Below are 15,606 nucleotides of genomic sequence, written 5' to 3' on the forward strand. Positions count from 1 at the left end.
TCATGCGGCGAGAAGCAGGATTTCTCGTATCTGCGCCGGGCTCTCGATCTTGCGTGGATTGCGAGGAATCCAGTTCGTGCGCATCGCCTGTTCGGCGATGGCGTCGAAATGCTCCGGCGAGACGCGGACGTCGGCTAGGCTGCGAGGCATGCCGAGCGAGCGGATGAAGGCATCGAGCACGTCGGCGGCATTATGGCCGGGAAATCCCATCGCGGCCGCGACGATCATCTGTCGCTCGGCGTTTGCGCTCGCGTTCCAGCGCATCACCGCCGGCAGCATGATGCAGGAGGTGTAGCCGTGCGGCACGCCGAAGGCCGCACCGAGCACGTATCCGATGCCGTGGCTCGCGCCCATCGGCACGCCGGCGGCGAGTGCGCCCATCGACAGCCAGGTGCCGATCTGCGCATCCATCCGCGCGTCGAGATCGGTGGGGTCGGCCTTCACCCGCGGCAGTGCGTCGGCGAGCATGGCAAGCCCCTTCACCGATTGCGCGTCGGCATAAGGATGGGTCTCGCGCGAGCAGATCGCCTCGACGCAATGGTCGACGGCGCGGATGCCGGTCGAGAGAAACAGCCATTCCGGCGTGTGCACGGTGATGGCGGGATCGAGGATGGTCGCGCGCGGCACCGTCAGCGGATGCCGCAGCATCTGCTTCACATGTGTGCTGCGGTCGGTCACGCCTGCGATCGAACTGAACTCGCCGCCGGCAATCGTGGTCGGCACGCTGATTTGGCGTACCGTCGGCGGCTTCATCTCCGGTGCGACGCCCTTGTGCACGCGGATATGCTCGATGCCGTCGATATTGTCGATGCCGTTGGCGAGGCAAAGCTGCACCGCCTTGGCGCCGTCGGTGATCGAGCCGCCGCCCACGGTGACGATCAGATCGGCGCCGGCCTCGCGCGCCGCGTTGGTTGCCGCGATCACCGCCTCGCGCGGTGTGTGTGCGGGCATGGCATCGAACAGCCCGGCGCAGCGCGGTCCCAGCGCCTGGACGATTTTTGCGATCTCGTTGGTCTGGCGGTTCAGCGTGCCCGAGACCATCAGGAAGGCGCGGTGGGTGCCGAGCCGGTCCATCTGCGCGACAATGGCCTTAGTCGCCGGATGGCCGAACACGACTTCCTCGATCGCGCCGTAAACGACACGTCCCTGATGCACGCCTGTCCTCCCCGGACAATTCGTCTTGTTTTGTATGAGGTAATCTAGCCGAGTGGTCAGCCTCCGTCATGTGCGAAGACGCTGGCGCTCTTTCGTCTCCCTCTCCCCGTACTTACGGGGAGAGGGCGGGGTGAGGGGCTCTATCGGCTGGGACGGTGACAGTTGGACTCGCGGAGAGTCCCCCTCACCCGGATCGCTGTCGCGCTCCGGCCTCTCCCCGCAAGCGGGGAGCGGCGAAGAAGGCCCTGTCAACCCCGTCATCCGGTTAGGACGTCGTGCCGGGCATTGCGTGCGCAATCGTCTTGAAGATTTCATCAGGGTGACCCATGTTGTGTCCCCCGCGGGTAGGCGCTTACCCTGCTTTCCGCGCGGCTCTTATGCGAGGACCTGGGATGACTGGACCGGACGGAAGCGAGCAATTTGCCAAAACGCACGATTTCGTTCAGCCCAGGCCCTATGTAGTGCCTTACGCCATAGCCGGCCTTCTCGCAGCCGCGTTCGCGCTCAGCGGTTGCGGGCAACCGACCTCGCAAGCGGCAGCACCTCCGCCTCCGCCGGTGACGGTCGCCCAGCCGGTCAAGCGCACCGTCACCGATTGGGATGAGTACACCGGCCGGTTCGAGGCGGTCGAGGAGGTGCAGGTGCGCCCCCGCGTCGGCGGCTTCGTCAACTCCGTCGAGTTCCAGGACGGCGCGATCGTGCATCAGGGCGATCTGCTCTACGTCATTGACCCGCGCCCGTTCGAGGCCGTGGCCGAGCAGGCGGACGGCCAGCTCTCCGACGCCCGCGCCAAGGTGGAGCTGGCCAAGCGCGAGCTCGATCGCGGCCTGAACCTGGTGCAGACCAGCGCGGTGTCCGAGCAGGTCGTCGACCAGCGCCGCCAGGCCCTGCAGGCCGCGCACGCATCCGTGACCCAGGCCGAGGGCGCATTGAAGGCCGCCCGGCTCAATATCGAGTTCACGCATGTGACCGCGCCGCTGACCGGCCGCGTCAGCCGCCATCTCGTCAGCCCCGGCAACCTCGTGCAGGGCAGCGACACCGGCACCTCGACGCTGCTGACCTCGATCGTCTCGCTCGACCCGATCTACGTCTATTTCGACATGGATGAGACGACCTTCATCAAATACAGCAAGCTCTGGTTCGAAGGTAAGCGCCCGAGCTCGCGTGACACCGCCAACCCGGTGCAGGTGACGCTCGCTGGCGAGACAAAACCGTCGCATGACGGCGCCATCAACTTCCTCGACAACCGCCTCGATGTCTCCACCGGCACGCTGCGCAGCCGCGCCGTGGTCAAGAACACCGATCTGTCGATCCTGCCCGGTCAGTTCGGCCGCGTCCGCCTGATCGGCAGCGCGCCTTACGAGGCGCTGCTGATTCCCGATGTTGCGGTCGCGACCGACCAGTCGCGCAAGATTGTGTTCGTGGTGAAGCCTGACGACACCGTCGAAGCGCGCCCCGTGGTGCTTGGTCCCCTCGATGACGGCTTGCGCGTGATCCGCGAAGGGCTGAACGCCGACGACCGCGTCATCGTCAACGGCATCCAGCGCGCCCGCGTCGGCGCCAAGGTCGCCCCGAAGACCGCTCAAGCGCCGGCCGGTGGCAAGTCATGAATCTTGGCCGTCTGTCCATCAACCAGCCCATCCTGGCGATGGTGCTGTCGATCGTGCTCCTGATCGTCGGCGCGCTCGCCTACTCCACGCTGCCGGTCTCCGAATATCCGCAAGTGGTGCCGCCGACCGTCGTCGTCACCACGCAATATCCGGGCGCCTCGGCGCAAACCGTGTCCGACACCGTCGCTGCGCCGATCGAGCAGCAGATCAACGGCGTCGAGGACATGCTGTATCTCTACAGCCAGGCGACATCGAACGGCCAGCTCACCATCACCGTCACCTTCAAGCTCGGCACCGACCTCGACAAGGCGCAGGTGCTGGTCCAGAACCGCGTCGCGATCGCGCAGCCGCAGCTGCCGGACGAGGTGCAGCGCAACGGCGTCGTCACCCGCAAGAACTCGCCCGACATTTTGATGGTCGTGTTCATGCTGTCGCCCGACGACACGTTCGACCAGCTCTATATCTCCAACTACGCGCTGCTTCAGGTCCGCGACCAGCTGCTGCGCATCGACGGCGTCGGCGACATCCAGATCTTCGGCGCGCGCGACTATTCGATGCGGCTGTGGCTCGATCCCGATCGTATCGCCAATCTCGGCCTGACCTCGACCGACGTAATTGCCGCGATCCGGGCGCAGAATGTGCAGATCGCCGGTGGCCAGATCGCCGAGCCGCCGATTGCGGACCGTGCCTTCCAGCCGAACCTCGTTTTCACCGGGCGCCTGAAGGACCAGAAGCAGTTCGAGGACATCCTGATCAAGGCCGGCTCGGACGGCCGCACGGTACGTTTGCGCGACGTTGCCCGCATTGAGCTCGGTGCGCTGGCCTATTCGACCAACAGCTTCCTGCTGCGCAAATCCGCCGTCGCCATGCTGGTGACGCAGCGGCCAGGATCGAATGCGCTCGCGACGGCAAAGAGCATCTCCGATACGATGGCGACGCTCAAGCAGGGTTTCCCGAAGGGGCTCGACTTCAATATCGGCTACAACCCGACCGAGTTCATCGCGCAGTCGGTCCACGAGCTGATCAAGACCATCTACGAGGCGATGCTGCTCGTGGTCATCGTCGTGCTGGTGTTCCTGCAAGGTTGGCGGCCTGCAATCATCCCGATCGTCGCGATTCCCGTGTCGCTGGTAGGCACTTTCGCGGTGATGGCGGCGCTCGGCTTCTCCATCAACAATCTCACGCTGTTCGGGCTGGTGCTCGCCGTCGGCATCGTGGTCGACGATGCCATCGTCGTGGTCGAGAATGTCGAGCGGCATCTCGAGCATGGCCTCAGTCGGCGCGACGCCGCGCTGAAGACCATGGAGGAGGTCGGCGGCGCACTGGTCTCGATCGCGCTGGTGCTGTGCGCGGTGTTCGTGCCGACGGCGTTCCTCGGCGGTATTTCAGGGCAATTCTTCCAGCAATTCGCCGTGACCATCGCGGTTGCGACCGCGATTTCCTGTTTCTGCTCGCTGACGCTGTCGCCGGCGCTGGCCTCGCAGATCCTCACCCCGCATGAGGAGAAGCGGCCGCCCGCCGCCTGGAATCTGCTCGCGCGCGGTTGGAATGCCTTCACGGGCGCCTTCAATCGTGTCTTCGATCGGCTCTCGCATGGCTATGCCGGCCTCGCCAATTTCGTGATCCGGCACGCGGTGGTGATGCTGCTGATCTATGTCGTGCTAATCGGCAGTGCCGGCTGGCTGATCGGGACCACGTCGCAGGGCTTCATCCCCGCGCAAGACCGCGGCTACGTCATCATCTCAGTGCAGTTGCCGGGGGCGGCATCGCTGGCGCGGACCACCGAGATTGTCCGAGAGATCGAGCGGATCTCGCTGGACACGCCAGGCATTATCCGCGTGGCCGCCTTCGCCGGCTTCTCGGGCGCGACACGAACACAGGCCGGCAATGCGGCGGCGCTCTTCCCTGTGTTCGATGAGCCCGAGGTGCGGCTGAAGAAGGGCCTGACCGCGAGTGCCATTACGGCCGAGCTGCGCAAGCGCCTCGCCGCGATCCAGGGCGCCTTCATCATCGTCATTCCGCCGCCCGCCGTACCCGGCATCGGCACGGGCGGCGGCTTCACCATCCGCATCCAGGACCGCCAGGGCCGAGGGCCCGAGCTGCTGGCATCCGCGACCGACGAGCTCGTCGCCGCCGCCCGCAAATCGCCCTCGCTCCTTGGCCCCACGGTGTTCTCGCCGTTCTCGGCCAGTACGCCGCAGCTGTTCGTCGACATAGACCGCACCAAGGCGCAGAAGCTCGGTGTTCCCATTGCGAACATCAACGACACGATCCAGACCTATTTCGGATCGACCTATGTCAACGACTTCAACCTGTTCGGCCGCACTTATCACGTCACCGCGCAGGCTGATTTCCCGTTCCGCAAAGAGCCCGCCGACCTCTCGCGGCTGCGCACGCGCAACGCATCCGGCGACATGGTGATGCTCGGCAGCGTGGTCGACTTCAAGGATGTCTCGGGCCCCGATCGCGTCGCGCGCTACAATCTCTACGCGGCGTCCGAATTGCAGGGCGAGCCGGCGCCGGGCACCAGCTCGACCACGGCGCTCAACGCCATCAAGAAGCTCGCCGACGACACCTTGCCGAGCGGCTTCACCTTCGAGTGGACCGACCTGTCCTATCAGCAGGTCTCCGGCGGTAACTCCGGCCTCTACGTGTTCCCGATCTGCGTGCTGTTCGTCTATCTCGTGCTCGCCGCGCAGTATGGCAGCTGGACATTGCCTTTCGCGGTGATCCTGATTGTGCCGATGTGCTTGCTCGCTGCCACCATCGGCGTGCGCATCATGGGCCAGGACGTCAACATCCTCACCCAGATCGGCTTCGTCGTGCTGGTGGGATTGGCGGCGAAAAATGCGATCCTGATCGTCGAGTTCGCGCGCGACATCGAGAAGGAAGGCAAACCTCGACTGGAGGCCGTGATCGATGCCTGCCGCCTGCGCTTGCGGCCGATCCTGATGACGTCCTTCGCCTTCATCCTCGGCGTGCTGCCGCTGGTGATCTCGTCAGGCTCCGGCTCGGAGATGCGGCAGGCCGTCGGCGTCGCCGTGTTCTTCGGCATGATCGGCGTCACGTTGTTCGGCCTGCTGTTCACGCCGATCTTCTATGTGGTGGTGCGGAACCTGGCCGAAGGGCGGAACGAGAAGAAGCCGGAGGCGGCGGCTCCATAAGTATTGGTGGTGGCCACCAACGCTTCAACATTCACGCTGTCGTCCCGGCCCCCGTGCGCAATTGCGCACTAGGCCGGGACGACACCATTTGTTTGGTACACATTGCGCCCATACCAACGGCCTACGCAAAACCAATGGGCACGCGCGCCGTTCTTCACTACACTCCGCGCGATTTCAGAACAGAACACTGCTGGGAGTTAACAGATGAAATCAGTACTTTTGGCCGCTGTCGCAACGTCGGCTCTGTTGCTGGCCGCGCCGGCCTCCGCGCAAGGCGTCAAGATCGGCATCCTGAACGATCAGTCCGGCGTCTACGCCGATTACGGCGGAAAATATTCGGTCGAAGCGGCGAAGATGGCGATCGAGGATTTTGGCGGCGAGGTGCTCGGCCAGAAGATCGAGATGGTCACCGCCGATCACCAGAACAAGCCTGATCTCGCCACCTCTATCGCGCGGCGCTGGTATGACGCCGACAATGTCGACATGATCACGGAACTGACGACGTCGTCGGTGGCGCTGGCGGTGCAGGACCTGTCGAAGGAAAAGAAGAAGATCGACATCGTCGTCGGTGCGGCCACGTCGAGCATCACCGGTTCTGCGTGCTCGCCTTATGGTTTCCACTGGGCGTTCGACACTCATGCGCTTGCGGTCGGCACCGGCGGCGCGTTGACCAAGGCCGGCGGCGACAGCTGGTTCTTCCTCACCGCGGACTATGCCTTCGGCTACGCGCTCGAAAAGGACACCAGCGAAATCGTCACCGCCAATGGCGGCAAGGTGCTGGGCTCGGTCCGCGTGCCCCTCAACTCCTCGGACTTCTCCTCCTTCCTGCTGCAGGCGCAGAGCTCGAAGGCGAAGATCGTCGGCCTCGCCAATGCCGGCCAGGACACCACCAACTCGATCAAGCAGGCGGCCGAATTCGGCATCGTCCAGGGCGGACAGAAGCTTGCCGGTCTGCTGATGACGCTCGCCGAGGTGAACGGTCTTGGCTTGCAGGCGGCGCAGGGCCTGGTGCTGACCGAAGGCTTCTATTGGGATCATAACGACACCACGCGGGCCTTCTCCGAGCGCTTCTTCCAGCGCACCGGAAGGATGCCGAGCATGATTCACGCCGGCACCTATTCGGCGACGCTGAGCTATCTGAAGGCGGTGAAGGCTGCCGGCACCAAGGACACTGAAGCCGTCGCCAAGAAGCTGAAGGAGCTGCCGGTCGACGACGCCTTCGCCAAGGGCAAGGTGCTCGAGAACGGCCGCATGGTCCACGATATGTATCTGTTCGAGGTCAAGAAGCCCTCGGAATCGAAGAAGCCGTGGGATTACTACAAGGAACTCGCGACCGTCCCCGGCGACAAGGCCTTCTTCACCGCCAAGGAAAGCGGCTGCCCGCTGACGAAGTAGCGGGAAGAGGCAACGCTGGCGCTACACTCTCGGTGTCGTCCCGGCCTAGTGCGCAATTGCGCACGGGGGCCGGGACCCATACCCCCAGGGAGGAGTTGCGGCGCGAGCTGGTAACTCCGAATCTTCGTCAAACGACATTATGTGGTTATGGGTCCCGGCCTTCGCCGGGACGACGGCGGAAGGTGTGGAGGCGCAGTCGCCTCACACCAATCTCAACACCACCGCCCCCAGAGCCCCCGCCCACAGAGCGATGGCGGCGAGGCCCTGGATCGCAAAGCCCGGGCCGCGCTTGGCGGCGGCCTGCGTATAGCCGATGAAATAGACGATGCGGCCGATGATCCAGACCGCGCCGATGCCGGCCGCGATCGCGTCGCTGATGTAGATCGCGAACAGCCAGAGCGACGGCAGGAAGATCGGCATCCATTCCAGCGTGTTCATCTGGATGCGGAAGGCGCGCTCGAAATCCGGATGGCCCGACATCGCCGGCACCTTGACGCCGGTCTTGGTGCGCGACCGCGAGACGTTGATGCAGGTGAAGAAGAAAAACAGGATGGCGAGCAGCGTGACGAGTGCGGTCAAATGGTACATCGAAGCCTCCGGCGGTCAGATGCAGCTCAATAGCCGGTCAGCTCGAGATAGCCAACGCCGTCATGCGTGCCGGCAAAGCTGATCGGCCCTTCCCAATAGGAGAACCCGGTCCCCATCCACGCCCCGGGATTGAGCGGCTTGCAGACAATCGAGAATGATCGTGACGGGATCGCGATCTGCCATTCCACCGGCAGCTTGCGGCCGGCGACGTCCGCCGTTGCTTTCGGCGTCATCTGGATGTCGCTACCCGCTATCATCTGCGTCCCGCCCGTGGCGCTGATCCAATTGCCGAACGGATAGTCCTTGCCGTCCTTCTGGCGCAGCCGGTACAGCATCAGCTTGTCGCCGGAGGAAAGATGCAGCGACAGCCAGTCCCAGCCGGTCTGGTCGGTGTCGAGCGGCTGGCTGCTCCATTCGCGGTCCATCCAGGCCTGGCCGGAGACATCGACCGGCTTGTCGTCGATGGTGAGCGTGCCGCGCGCACGGTAGAACGGCTGGCTGTAATAGTAGGATGCTTGCCCGCGTTCGGACTTGCGGCTGTAGCCGCCGTCGCCCTGCAAGACGACCGGGCGATCCGCTTCAAGCGTGAGCGCGTAGCTGAAATCGGTGCCGGATGCCTTCAGCGTGACCGGCGCCAGAGTACGATCGTCGGTGCGCTCAAGCCCCTTCATCTCCCAATCGTCGATCCACGCTGCGAACGGTTTTGCCTCGACGTTCGCCTGCCCGGTGCCGCCGCGCGAAAACAGCTCGTTGAAACGGTGGGTGTCGGCGCGCGTCACCGCAGCATGCGCCATCCAGATCTGCTGGTTGGCCCAGCCCTCGGCTTGCGGTCCCGGCTTTGCGGCCTGGCGAAACAGCGTCCATTGCAACCCGCAGGCCGCGCCGCTGCTATCGACGAGGTTAGCTGTCAGATACCACCACTCGATACGAAACGCCGGATGTGGCCCGTGATCGGCGGGGAAGGTGAATGACTTTCCAGCCGTGACCTTCGCAAAGCCATCGGCTGTCTCGCCGAGCCCGGCATAGCCTTGCGCATGTGCGCGACGCGCAAGGGCGAGCGCGGCGATGCCGCCGGCAAAGGCGCGCCGCGAGACCTTCTCAGCGCTCATTGGCAAACACCTTGACGAGGCTCGCCGGCTGCATCCGCGCCAGCCGGATCATCGGCAGCAGCGCAGCAAGTAGCGAGGCGACCAGTGCGACCGCAACCAGCTCGAGCAGTTGCAGTGGGAAGACATGGAACGGCAGCCGCCAGCCGAACGCCTTGACGTTGACGATCGCGATCAGGCACCACGCTACCAACAGCCCGAGCGGCACGGCGAGCAGCGAGGTGAACAGCGCCACCGACAGCGTCTTGGTCAGCTCGATCGCGGCAAGCCGCGGCCGTGTGATGCCGATCGCCCAGAGCGGTGCGAGCTGCGGCAGGCGCGAGTTCGCCAGTGTCAGCAGGCTGGTCAGCAGCGCGATGCCGGCGACGCCGAGCGTGAAGGCGTTCAGCGCCGACGTCACCGCAAAGGTGCGCTTGAAGATGCGGATCGATTCCGCCTTCACGGTCGCCTGGTCCGCAACGCTGCGGTCATCGAGCGTAAATTGCTTCTGGAGTGCCGCGATCAATCCCGGAATCTTGTCGCGCGGGACAATCAGGCCGATCCGCGTCTGTGGCGTTTGCGGAAACTGCCGGATCAGCGCCGCGACGTTCACGGCAAGCTGCCCCTTGGGGTTGCCGTAATCGGCATAGATGCCGACGATGTCGAGCTCCCAGGTCCCGCCCGGCGCAGGCACCTCGATGACATCGCCGACGCGGACGTTGAGGCGGCGGCTCAATTGCTCGCTGATGAAGGCGGCATTGCCGGGCACCAGTTGCGTCCAGGCGCGCGGCGCGGTCTCCAGCAGCGGCCAGCGCTCGCGATAGAGCGCGTGATCGGGCAGGCCGAGCAATTCCACCGGTTGGCCCTGCACCTGCGTCTCTGCACGCCCGCCCGACAGGATCGCCTGCACCTCGCTGCGATCCTTCAGCCAGTTGCGGATCGCAGTGCCTTGCGCGTTGTCGGCGGCGCTGATGTAGACGTCGGCGGCGAGCCGTCCATCGAGCCAGCCGACAAAGGTGCGGCTGAACGTTTCCACCATCGTGGACACCCCGACATTGACGGCCAGCGCGAGCAGCAGCGCCATCAGCGCCAGCGACAATCCCGAAAGCTGCTGCCGGCTGTCCGCCCAGAACCACAGCGCCAGCGGCCCGCGCGCAAAACGCTGGCCCGCGAGCAGCAGGATCTCGAGGAAGGCGGGCAGGATCAGCGCCGCACCCAGCATCAGCGCCGCCAGCAGACCAAAACCCGCGATCAGCGATTGCCCGTATTGGAGCAGCAGCAGCGCGATCGCAAACACGATGCAGGCAGCAAGACTTTGCAGGATCAACCAGCGGCGTTGTCGCTGCTGCCAGGCGTGCGGCTGCGCCGTCGCCAGCACCGGCATTCGGACGGCCTTGATCAGGCTGGTCGCGGCCGCCACGATCGCACCCGCAACACTGATGCCGATGCCTGCGAGCCACCATTCAGGCCGGAGCGTGAGCTGCCCAGGAATTTGCGCGCCATAGAGCCCGCGCAGCGATGCCGCGACATCAGGCAACAGCGCCGCCGCGATGACATAGCCGCAGACGAGCCCGATCAGGCCTGCGACCAGCGCCAGCGCCACTAGCTCGATCACCAGCACCGTGTTGACCAGCCGCGCCGAGGCGCCGCAGGCGCGCAAGGTGCGCAGCATCGGCAGTCGTTGCTCGAAGGCGAGGCCGACGGCCGAATTGACGATGAAGAGGCCGACGAAGAACGACAGCAGGCCGAAGGCGGTGAGGTTGAGATGGAAGCTGTCGGTCAGTCGTTCCAGCTCGGTCTCGGCGCTCGGCTCGACCCGCTGCAACTGATCGCCAATGATGCCTTGCAGCGGCGCCGGCTTGCCCTTTGCCTTGCCGATCAGCAACCGCGAAACCTGATCCGGCTTGTTCAGGAGCCGCTGCGCCACGCCGATATCGACCACCAGCACCTCTGGCACGAGCTGCGGCAGCACATGCAGCGGCGGCAGCTTTGCGCCGCTGCTGATCGCGGGCGTCGCGCCGTCTTGCTCGTGCAAATCGTTCAGCGTCTCCTGCGTCACCAGCGTCTGGCCGGGCGCGGCAACAAAGCTGCCGAGATCCGCCGCCCCGAGGCGCGGTGCGTTGCCGACGTCAGCGGGCAGCGTCACCGGCTCGATGCCGAGCAGCCGCATCGAGCGTCCATTGATCTGAACCCGGCTTTCCAGCACCGGCGAGACCGGCCAGCCCGCGCGGCGGAGTTTTATGAACAGCTCTTGCGGAAAGGTCGCCGCATTGGGCGCGACCAGCATCGCTGTGCGGACGCCACCAAACGTCGCCGCCGCGCGGTCATAGGCGCTGCGGGCCTGCTGGTTGATCGCCTGCACGCCACTCCACAGCGCGGTCGCCGCGATCAATCCGATCAGCAGCGTCGCGAACTGCATCTGGTGCCGTCGCCAATGGCTGAGCAGCACCGCGAGGACCCACAGCGCGCGCCTCATGCGATCCGCCCTGCATGGAGAACGATGTGACGGTCGAGCGTGCCGGCCAGATGCAGGCTGTGTGTCACCATCAGGAAGCCGCAGCCGGTGCGCGCGACGAGGTCGCGTGTCAGCGCCAGCACGTCGTCGGCGGTGGCCTCATCGAGATTGCCAGTCGGCTCGTCCGCGAGCAGCAGCGATGGTTTTGTCGCCAGCGCCCGTCCGATCGCGACCCGCTGCTGCTGGCCGCCTGATAATTGCTCTGGATAACGCTTGAGCAGGCTGCCGAGCCCGAGCCGTTCGGTCAGCTCCCTGGTCCAGGCCGCATCGTGCCGTCCGGCGATGCGCGCCTGGAAGGCGAGGTTGTCGGCGACCGACAGGCTCGGGATCAGGTTGAACTGCTGAAAAACCAGGCCGACCCGGTCACGCCGCAGCTCGGCGCGGCCGGCATCGGAGAGCCCGGTGACCTCGGTGTCCTCCAGGCGAATCGTGCCGCCATCGGCGGCATCCAGCCCGGCGATCAGGTGCAGCAGCGTGCTCTTGCCGCTGCCGGATTCGCCGGTCAGCGCGACGCGCTCGCCCGCCTTCAGGTCGAGATCGACGCCGCGCAGCACATGGACCGGCTCGGCGGCCGAGGAGAAGGTTTTGGAGAGGTTTCGGATGCTCAGCAAGATCAGTGCGCCAGACGGAATTAACTCAATGCTGCGTAGCACACTTGCCGTGGAAATGCCGGGGTTGCGTTGCCGTTCAAGCCGTTGTTAGCTCGCAAGACGGCCAAATCAAAAGTGCCGACAAGAAGACATACGGGGAGAACGATGAGCATTCAGGGAACGCCCAGCGCGGCGGGCAGGACGGCAGGGGTGTCCCAAGGGACCACAAAGGAAACGCCGAAGGGCGCCTGGACCGTCACTTTTCTCCTCTTTCTCTTCATGGTGGTGAACTTCGCGGACAAGATCGTCGTCGGCCTCGCCGGCGTGCCGATCATGACCGATCTGAAGCTCGAGCCTGCGCAATTCGGCATGCTCGGCTCCTCGTTCTTCATCCTGTTCTCGGTCTCGGCCATCGTGGTCGGCTTCATCGTCAACAAGGTGCCGACGCGCTATGTGCTGCTGACGCTCGCGGTGATCTGGGCGCTGGCACAGTTTCCGATGGTCGGCACCGTGTCCTTCACCACGCTGCTGATCTGCCGCATCGTGCTCGGCGCGGGCGAAGGGCCGGCCTTCTCGGTCGCCGCGCATGCGATCTACAAATGGTTCCCGGATGAGAAGCGTACGCTGCCGACCGCGATCCTGTCGCAGGGCTCGGCGTTTGGTGTCATCCTCGCCGTGCCCGCGCTGAACTGGGTCATCGTCAATCACTCCTGGCACTACGCCTTCGGTGCGCTCGGTGTCGTCGGCCTGATCTGGGTGTGTGCCTGGCTGGCGCTCGGCAAGGAAGGCCCGCTCGAGGACACGAAGGCGCTCGCGGCCAACGAGCTGAAAATTCCCTACATCCAGCTGCTGACCTCGCGCACCTTCCTCGGCTGCGTGATCGCGACCTTCGGCGCCTATTGGGCTCTGTCGCTGGGGCTGACATGGTTCACCGCGTTCATCATCACGGGTCTCGGCTTCTCGCAGCAGGAGGCCGGCTACATCTCGATCCTGCCCTGGGTGTTCGGCGCCACCATCGTCATCCTCACAGGCTGGATCTCGCAGGTCATGATGGCACGCGGCTACACCACGCGCATCTCGCGCGGCGTGCTCGGCTCGGTGCCGCTGATCATCGGCGGCCTGATCCTGGCGATGATGCCGCACGTTCAGGGCGCGGGCCTTCAAATCGCGCTGCTCGTCGTCGGCTCGGGCCTCTGCGGTGCGATCTATGTGGTCTGCCCGCCGATGCTCGGCGAATTCACGCCGGCTTCGCAGCGCGGCGCCATCATCGCGATCTATGGTGCGCTCTACACGCTCTCGGGCATCATCGCGCCGATGGTGATGGGCACCGTGATCCAGCGCGCCGGCAGCATGCTCAACGGCTACATGACCGGCTTCACCATCAACGCGGTGGTGATGGTCGGCTCCGGCGTCATCGGCCTGCTGCTGCTCTGGCCGAACACGGAAAAGGCCAGGCTGACGCGTGGTACGGCGCCGCGGGAAACCGAGCTGAAGGGCGTGGTGTCGCCGACGTAAGGGGGCTTCCGAACCCTGCCACAGCCACAATTGTCGTCCCGGACAAGCGCAGCGAAGCGGAGCGCTGATCCGGGACCCATAACCACAGGAAGCGGTCTGAGGCAAAGCCGGTAACTCCGGCTCTTCGCAAAATGATTGCTGCGGCGTATGGGTCCCGGCCTTCGCCGGGACGACAGCGAGAATGAGGCGCGCCCTTCACGCCTCACACGCAGCCGCCGCCTAATTCACCCCCTGCGCTCCACGAACGAGCTTCCCCGGCCGCTTTCCCGTCGCCTCGCCCTGACGCCGCGTCACCACGCCCGACACGATCGTGGCCTCATAGCCGTCGACATCCTGCAACAGCCGCCGCCCGCCGACCGGCAGATCGTAATGCACCTTCGGCGGATGCAGATGCAGCCGGTCGTAATCGATCACATTGACGTCGGCCTTGTAGCCGGGCGCAACAAGCCCGCGATCGGTCAGACCCACCGACAGCGCCGTCTTGCGCGACTGCGCCGCGACCACGAAGGGAATCGTAAGCTTCTCGCCGCGCTTGCGGTCGCGGGTCCAGTGCGTCAGCAGATAGGTCGGGAAGCTGGCGTCGCAGATGATGCCGCAATGCGCCCCGCCGTCGGAGAGGCCGGGCACTGACTGCGGATCGATCAGCATCTCGCGCGTCGCATCGAGATTGCCGTCGGCATAATTGAGGAACGGCACGTAGAGCATGCCCTTGCCTTCGTCAGATAGCATCGCGTCGTAAGCGAGTTCCTCCGGCTGCCGACCCTGCTTGCGCGCCTGCGGACCTAGTGCATTCTCCGGCGGCTGTTCGTAGTCCGGGGGATCGCCGAGCAAGAACATCTTGTCGTAGTTGGGCCGGAAGAACAGCGGATCGTCGGTCGACGTCGCCGTCTCGCTCAAAATCGCCTTGCGCACCTCGCTCTGATGCAGTCGCGCGAGCCGCTCCTTCAGCGGCAGATGCGCGATCGCCTTGTAGCTTGGATGGGTCTGGAACGGGTTGCGCGATAGCTCGAGGCCGAGCAGCAGGCCGACCGGGCGCGCCGCGATCTGCGCGGTGATGGAGAGGCCGCGCTTCGCCGCCGCATTGATCTCGTCCAGCGTCTGGCGCCAGCGATTGGGCGATTTGTCGTTCTGCGTGATCGAGAACGAGATCGGGCACCTTGTGCTGTCCGCCACCCGCAGCATCATCGGCAGATCTTCGTGGATGGTGGAAAGATCGAGCACGAATTGCAGCACGCTGCGGCCCTGGCTGTGCATCGCGCCGGCAATCGCGGTGAGCTCGTCTTCGCCTGCCTTCAAGGTCGGCGTGTAATCACCCGTCGAGGTGCGGTGGTTGAGCGTGCGCGATGTCGAGAAGCCGAGCGCGCCGGAGCGCACGGCCTCGCCGGCGAGCTTCGCCATCGCCGCATTGTCTTCCGCGGTCGAGGGATCGCGGCGCGCGCCGCGCTCACCCATGACATAGACCCGCAGCGCCGCATGCGGCAGCTGCGCGCCGACGTCGATGTCGAAATCGCGCTTGGACAGCCAGTCCATGTAATCCGGAAAGCTCTCCCATGCCCAGGGAATGCCGGCGCTCAGAACGGGCTCCGGAATGTCCTCGACGCCTTCCATCAGTTGGATCAGGCGGGTGTGGTCGGCCGGCTTGCACGGCGCGAAGCCGACGCCGCAATTGCCCATGATCGCGGTGGTGACGCCGTTCTGCGACGACGGCGTGATGTCCTGGCTCCACGTGACCTGGCCGTCATAATGGGTGTGCACGTCGACGAAGCCCGGCGTCACCAGCTTTCCGCGCGCGTCGATTTCTTCGGCGCCCTTGGCCTCGACCTTGCCAACCTCGCTGATCCTGCCGCCGGTGATGGCAACGTCAGCCTCGAACAGCTCGCCGCCATTGCCGTCCGCGACGGTGCCGCCGCGGATCACGAGATCAGGGGTGCTCATGGTGTTTCTTCCCGTTTGTTGTTGTTGCTTCTTGTCGTCCCGGCGAAGGCCGGG

At 65.1% G+C, this 15,606-nt stretch carries 10 protein-coding genes; 4 read left to right on the forward strand and 6 right to left on the reverse strand.

The window, feature by feature from the left end:
* The gene (locus tag ACLFLU_RS03295; RefSeq protein WP_426410930.1) at positions 1-1,155 is read right to left on the reverse strand and encodes an iron-containing alcohol dehydrogenase; all 1,155 of its coding nucleotides are present in this window, start codon (positions 1,153-1,155) and stop codon (positions 1-3) included.
* 392 nt (positions 1,156-1,547) lie between these two features.
* Between ACLFLU_RS03295 and ACLFLU_RS03300 the strand changes: the two genes are divergently transcribed.
* The 3 genes from ACLFLU_RS03300 (at position 1,548) to ACLFLU_RS03310 (ending at position 7,324) form a co-directional block, all read left to right on the forward strand.
* A complete protein-coding gene (locus ACLFLU_RS03300) occupies positions 1,548-2,765 on the forward strand; it encodes an efflux RND transporter periplasmic adaptor subunit (protein ID WP_426410931.1) in 1,218 nt (405 codons plus the stop codon).
* The gene (locus ACLFLU_RS03305) at positions 2,762-5,929 is read left to right on the forward strand and encodes an efflux RND transporter permease subunit (RefSeq protein WP_426410932.1); all 3,168 of its coding nucleotides are present in this window, start codon (positions 2,762-2,764) and stop codon (positions 5,927-5,929) included. The genes ACLFLU_RS03300 and ACLFLU_RS03305 overlap by 4 nt, the downstream gene beginning before the upstream one ends.
* A 204-nt stretch (positions 5,930-6,133) precedes the next feature.
* Entirely contained in the window at positions 6,134-7,324 is a 1,191-nt protein-coding gene (locus ACLFLU_RS03310; RefSeq protein ID WP_426410933.1) for an ABC transporter substrate-binding protein, read from the forward strand.
* Between the two features lie 201 nt (positions 7,325-7,525).
* Here the strand turns inward: ACLFLU_RS03310 and ACLFLU_RS03315 are convergent, their stop codons facing one another.
* The 4 genes from ACLFLU_RS03315 to ACLFLU_RS03330 are packed head-to-tail and all read right to left on the reverse strand — an operon-like array spanning position 7,526 to position 12,123.
* Positions 7,526-7,912: an MAPEG family protein gene (locus tag ACLFLU_RS03315; RefSeq protein WP_426410934.1), complete on the reverse strand. Its 387-nt coding sequence runs from the start codon at positions 7,910-7,912 to the stop codon at positions 7,526-7,528.
* A 26-nt stretch (positions 7,913-7,938) separates the two neighbouring features.
* A complete protein-coding gene (locus tag ACLFLU_RS03320; protein ID WP_426410935.1) occupies positions 7,939-9,021 on the reverse strand; it encodes a lipocalin-like domain-containing protein in 1,083 nt (360 codons plus the stop codon).
* Complete coding sequence (locus ACLFLU_RS03325; RefSeq protein ID WP_426410936.1) at positions 9,011-11,473, reverse strand: FtsX-like permease family protein; 2,463 nt, start codon at positions 11,471-11,473, stop codon at positions 9,011-9,013. Before ACLFLU_RS03325 ends, ACLFLU_RS03320 begins: the two co-directional genes overlap by 11 nt.
* Positions 11,470-12,123 (reverse strand): ABC transporter ATP-binding protein, encoded by a 654-nt coding sequence (locus ACLFLU_RS03330; protein WP_426410937.1) that lies wholly within the window; start codon positions 12,121-12,123, stop codon positions 11,470-11,472. The genes ACLFLU_RS03325 and ACLFLU_RS03330 overlap by 4 nt, the downstream gene beginning before the upstream one ends.
* A 144-nt stretch (positions 12,124-12,267) precedes the next feature.
* On the opposite strand from ACLFLU_RS03330, the gene ACLFLU_RS03335 reads away from it, so the two are divergent.
* Positions 12,268-13,617, forward strand: coding sequence for an MFS transporter (locus tag ACLFLU_RS03335; RefSeq protein WP_426410938.1), 1,350 nt, complete (start codon positions 12,268-12,270; stop codon positions 13,615-13,617).
* 219 nt (positions 13,618-13,836) lie between these two features.
* On the opposite strand, the gene ACLFLU_RS03340 is transcribed toward ACLFLU_RS03335, so the two are convergent.
* On the reverse strand, positions 13,837-15,552 hold the full coding sequence (locus ACLFLU_RS03340) for an N-acyl-D-amino-acid deacylase family protein (RefSeq protein ID WP_426410939.1): 1,716 nt from the start codon (positions 15,550-15,552) through the stop codon (positions 13,837-13,839).
* Between the last annotated feature and the right edge of the window lie 54 nt (positions 15,553-15,606).

It is taken from the genome of Bradyrhizobium ganzhouense, from assembly GCF_049949285.1.
GTDB classification, from domain to species: Bacteria; Pseudomonadota; Alphaproteobacteria; order Rhizobiales; family Xanthobacteraceae; genus Bradyrhizobium; species Bradyrhizobium ganzhouense.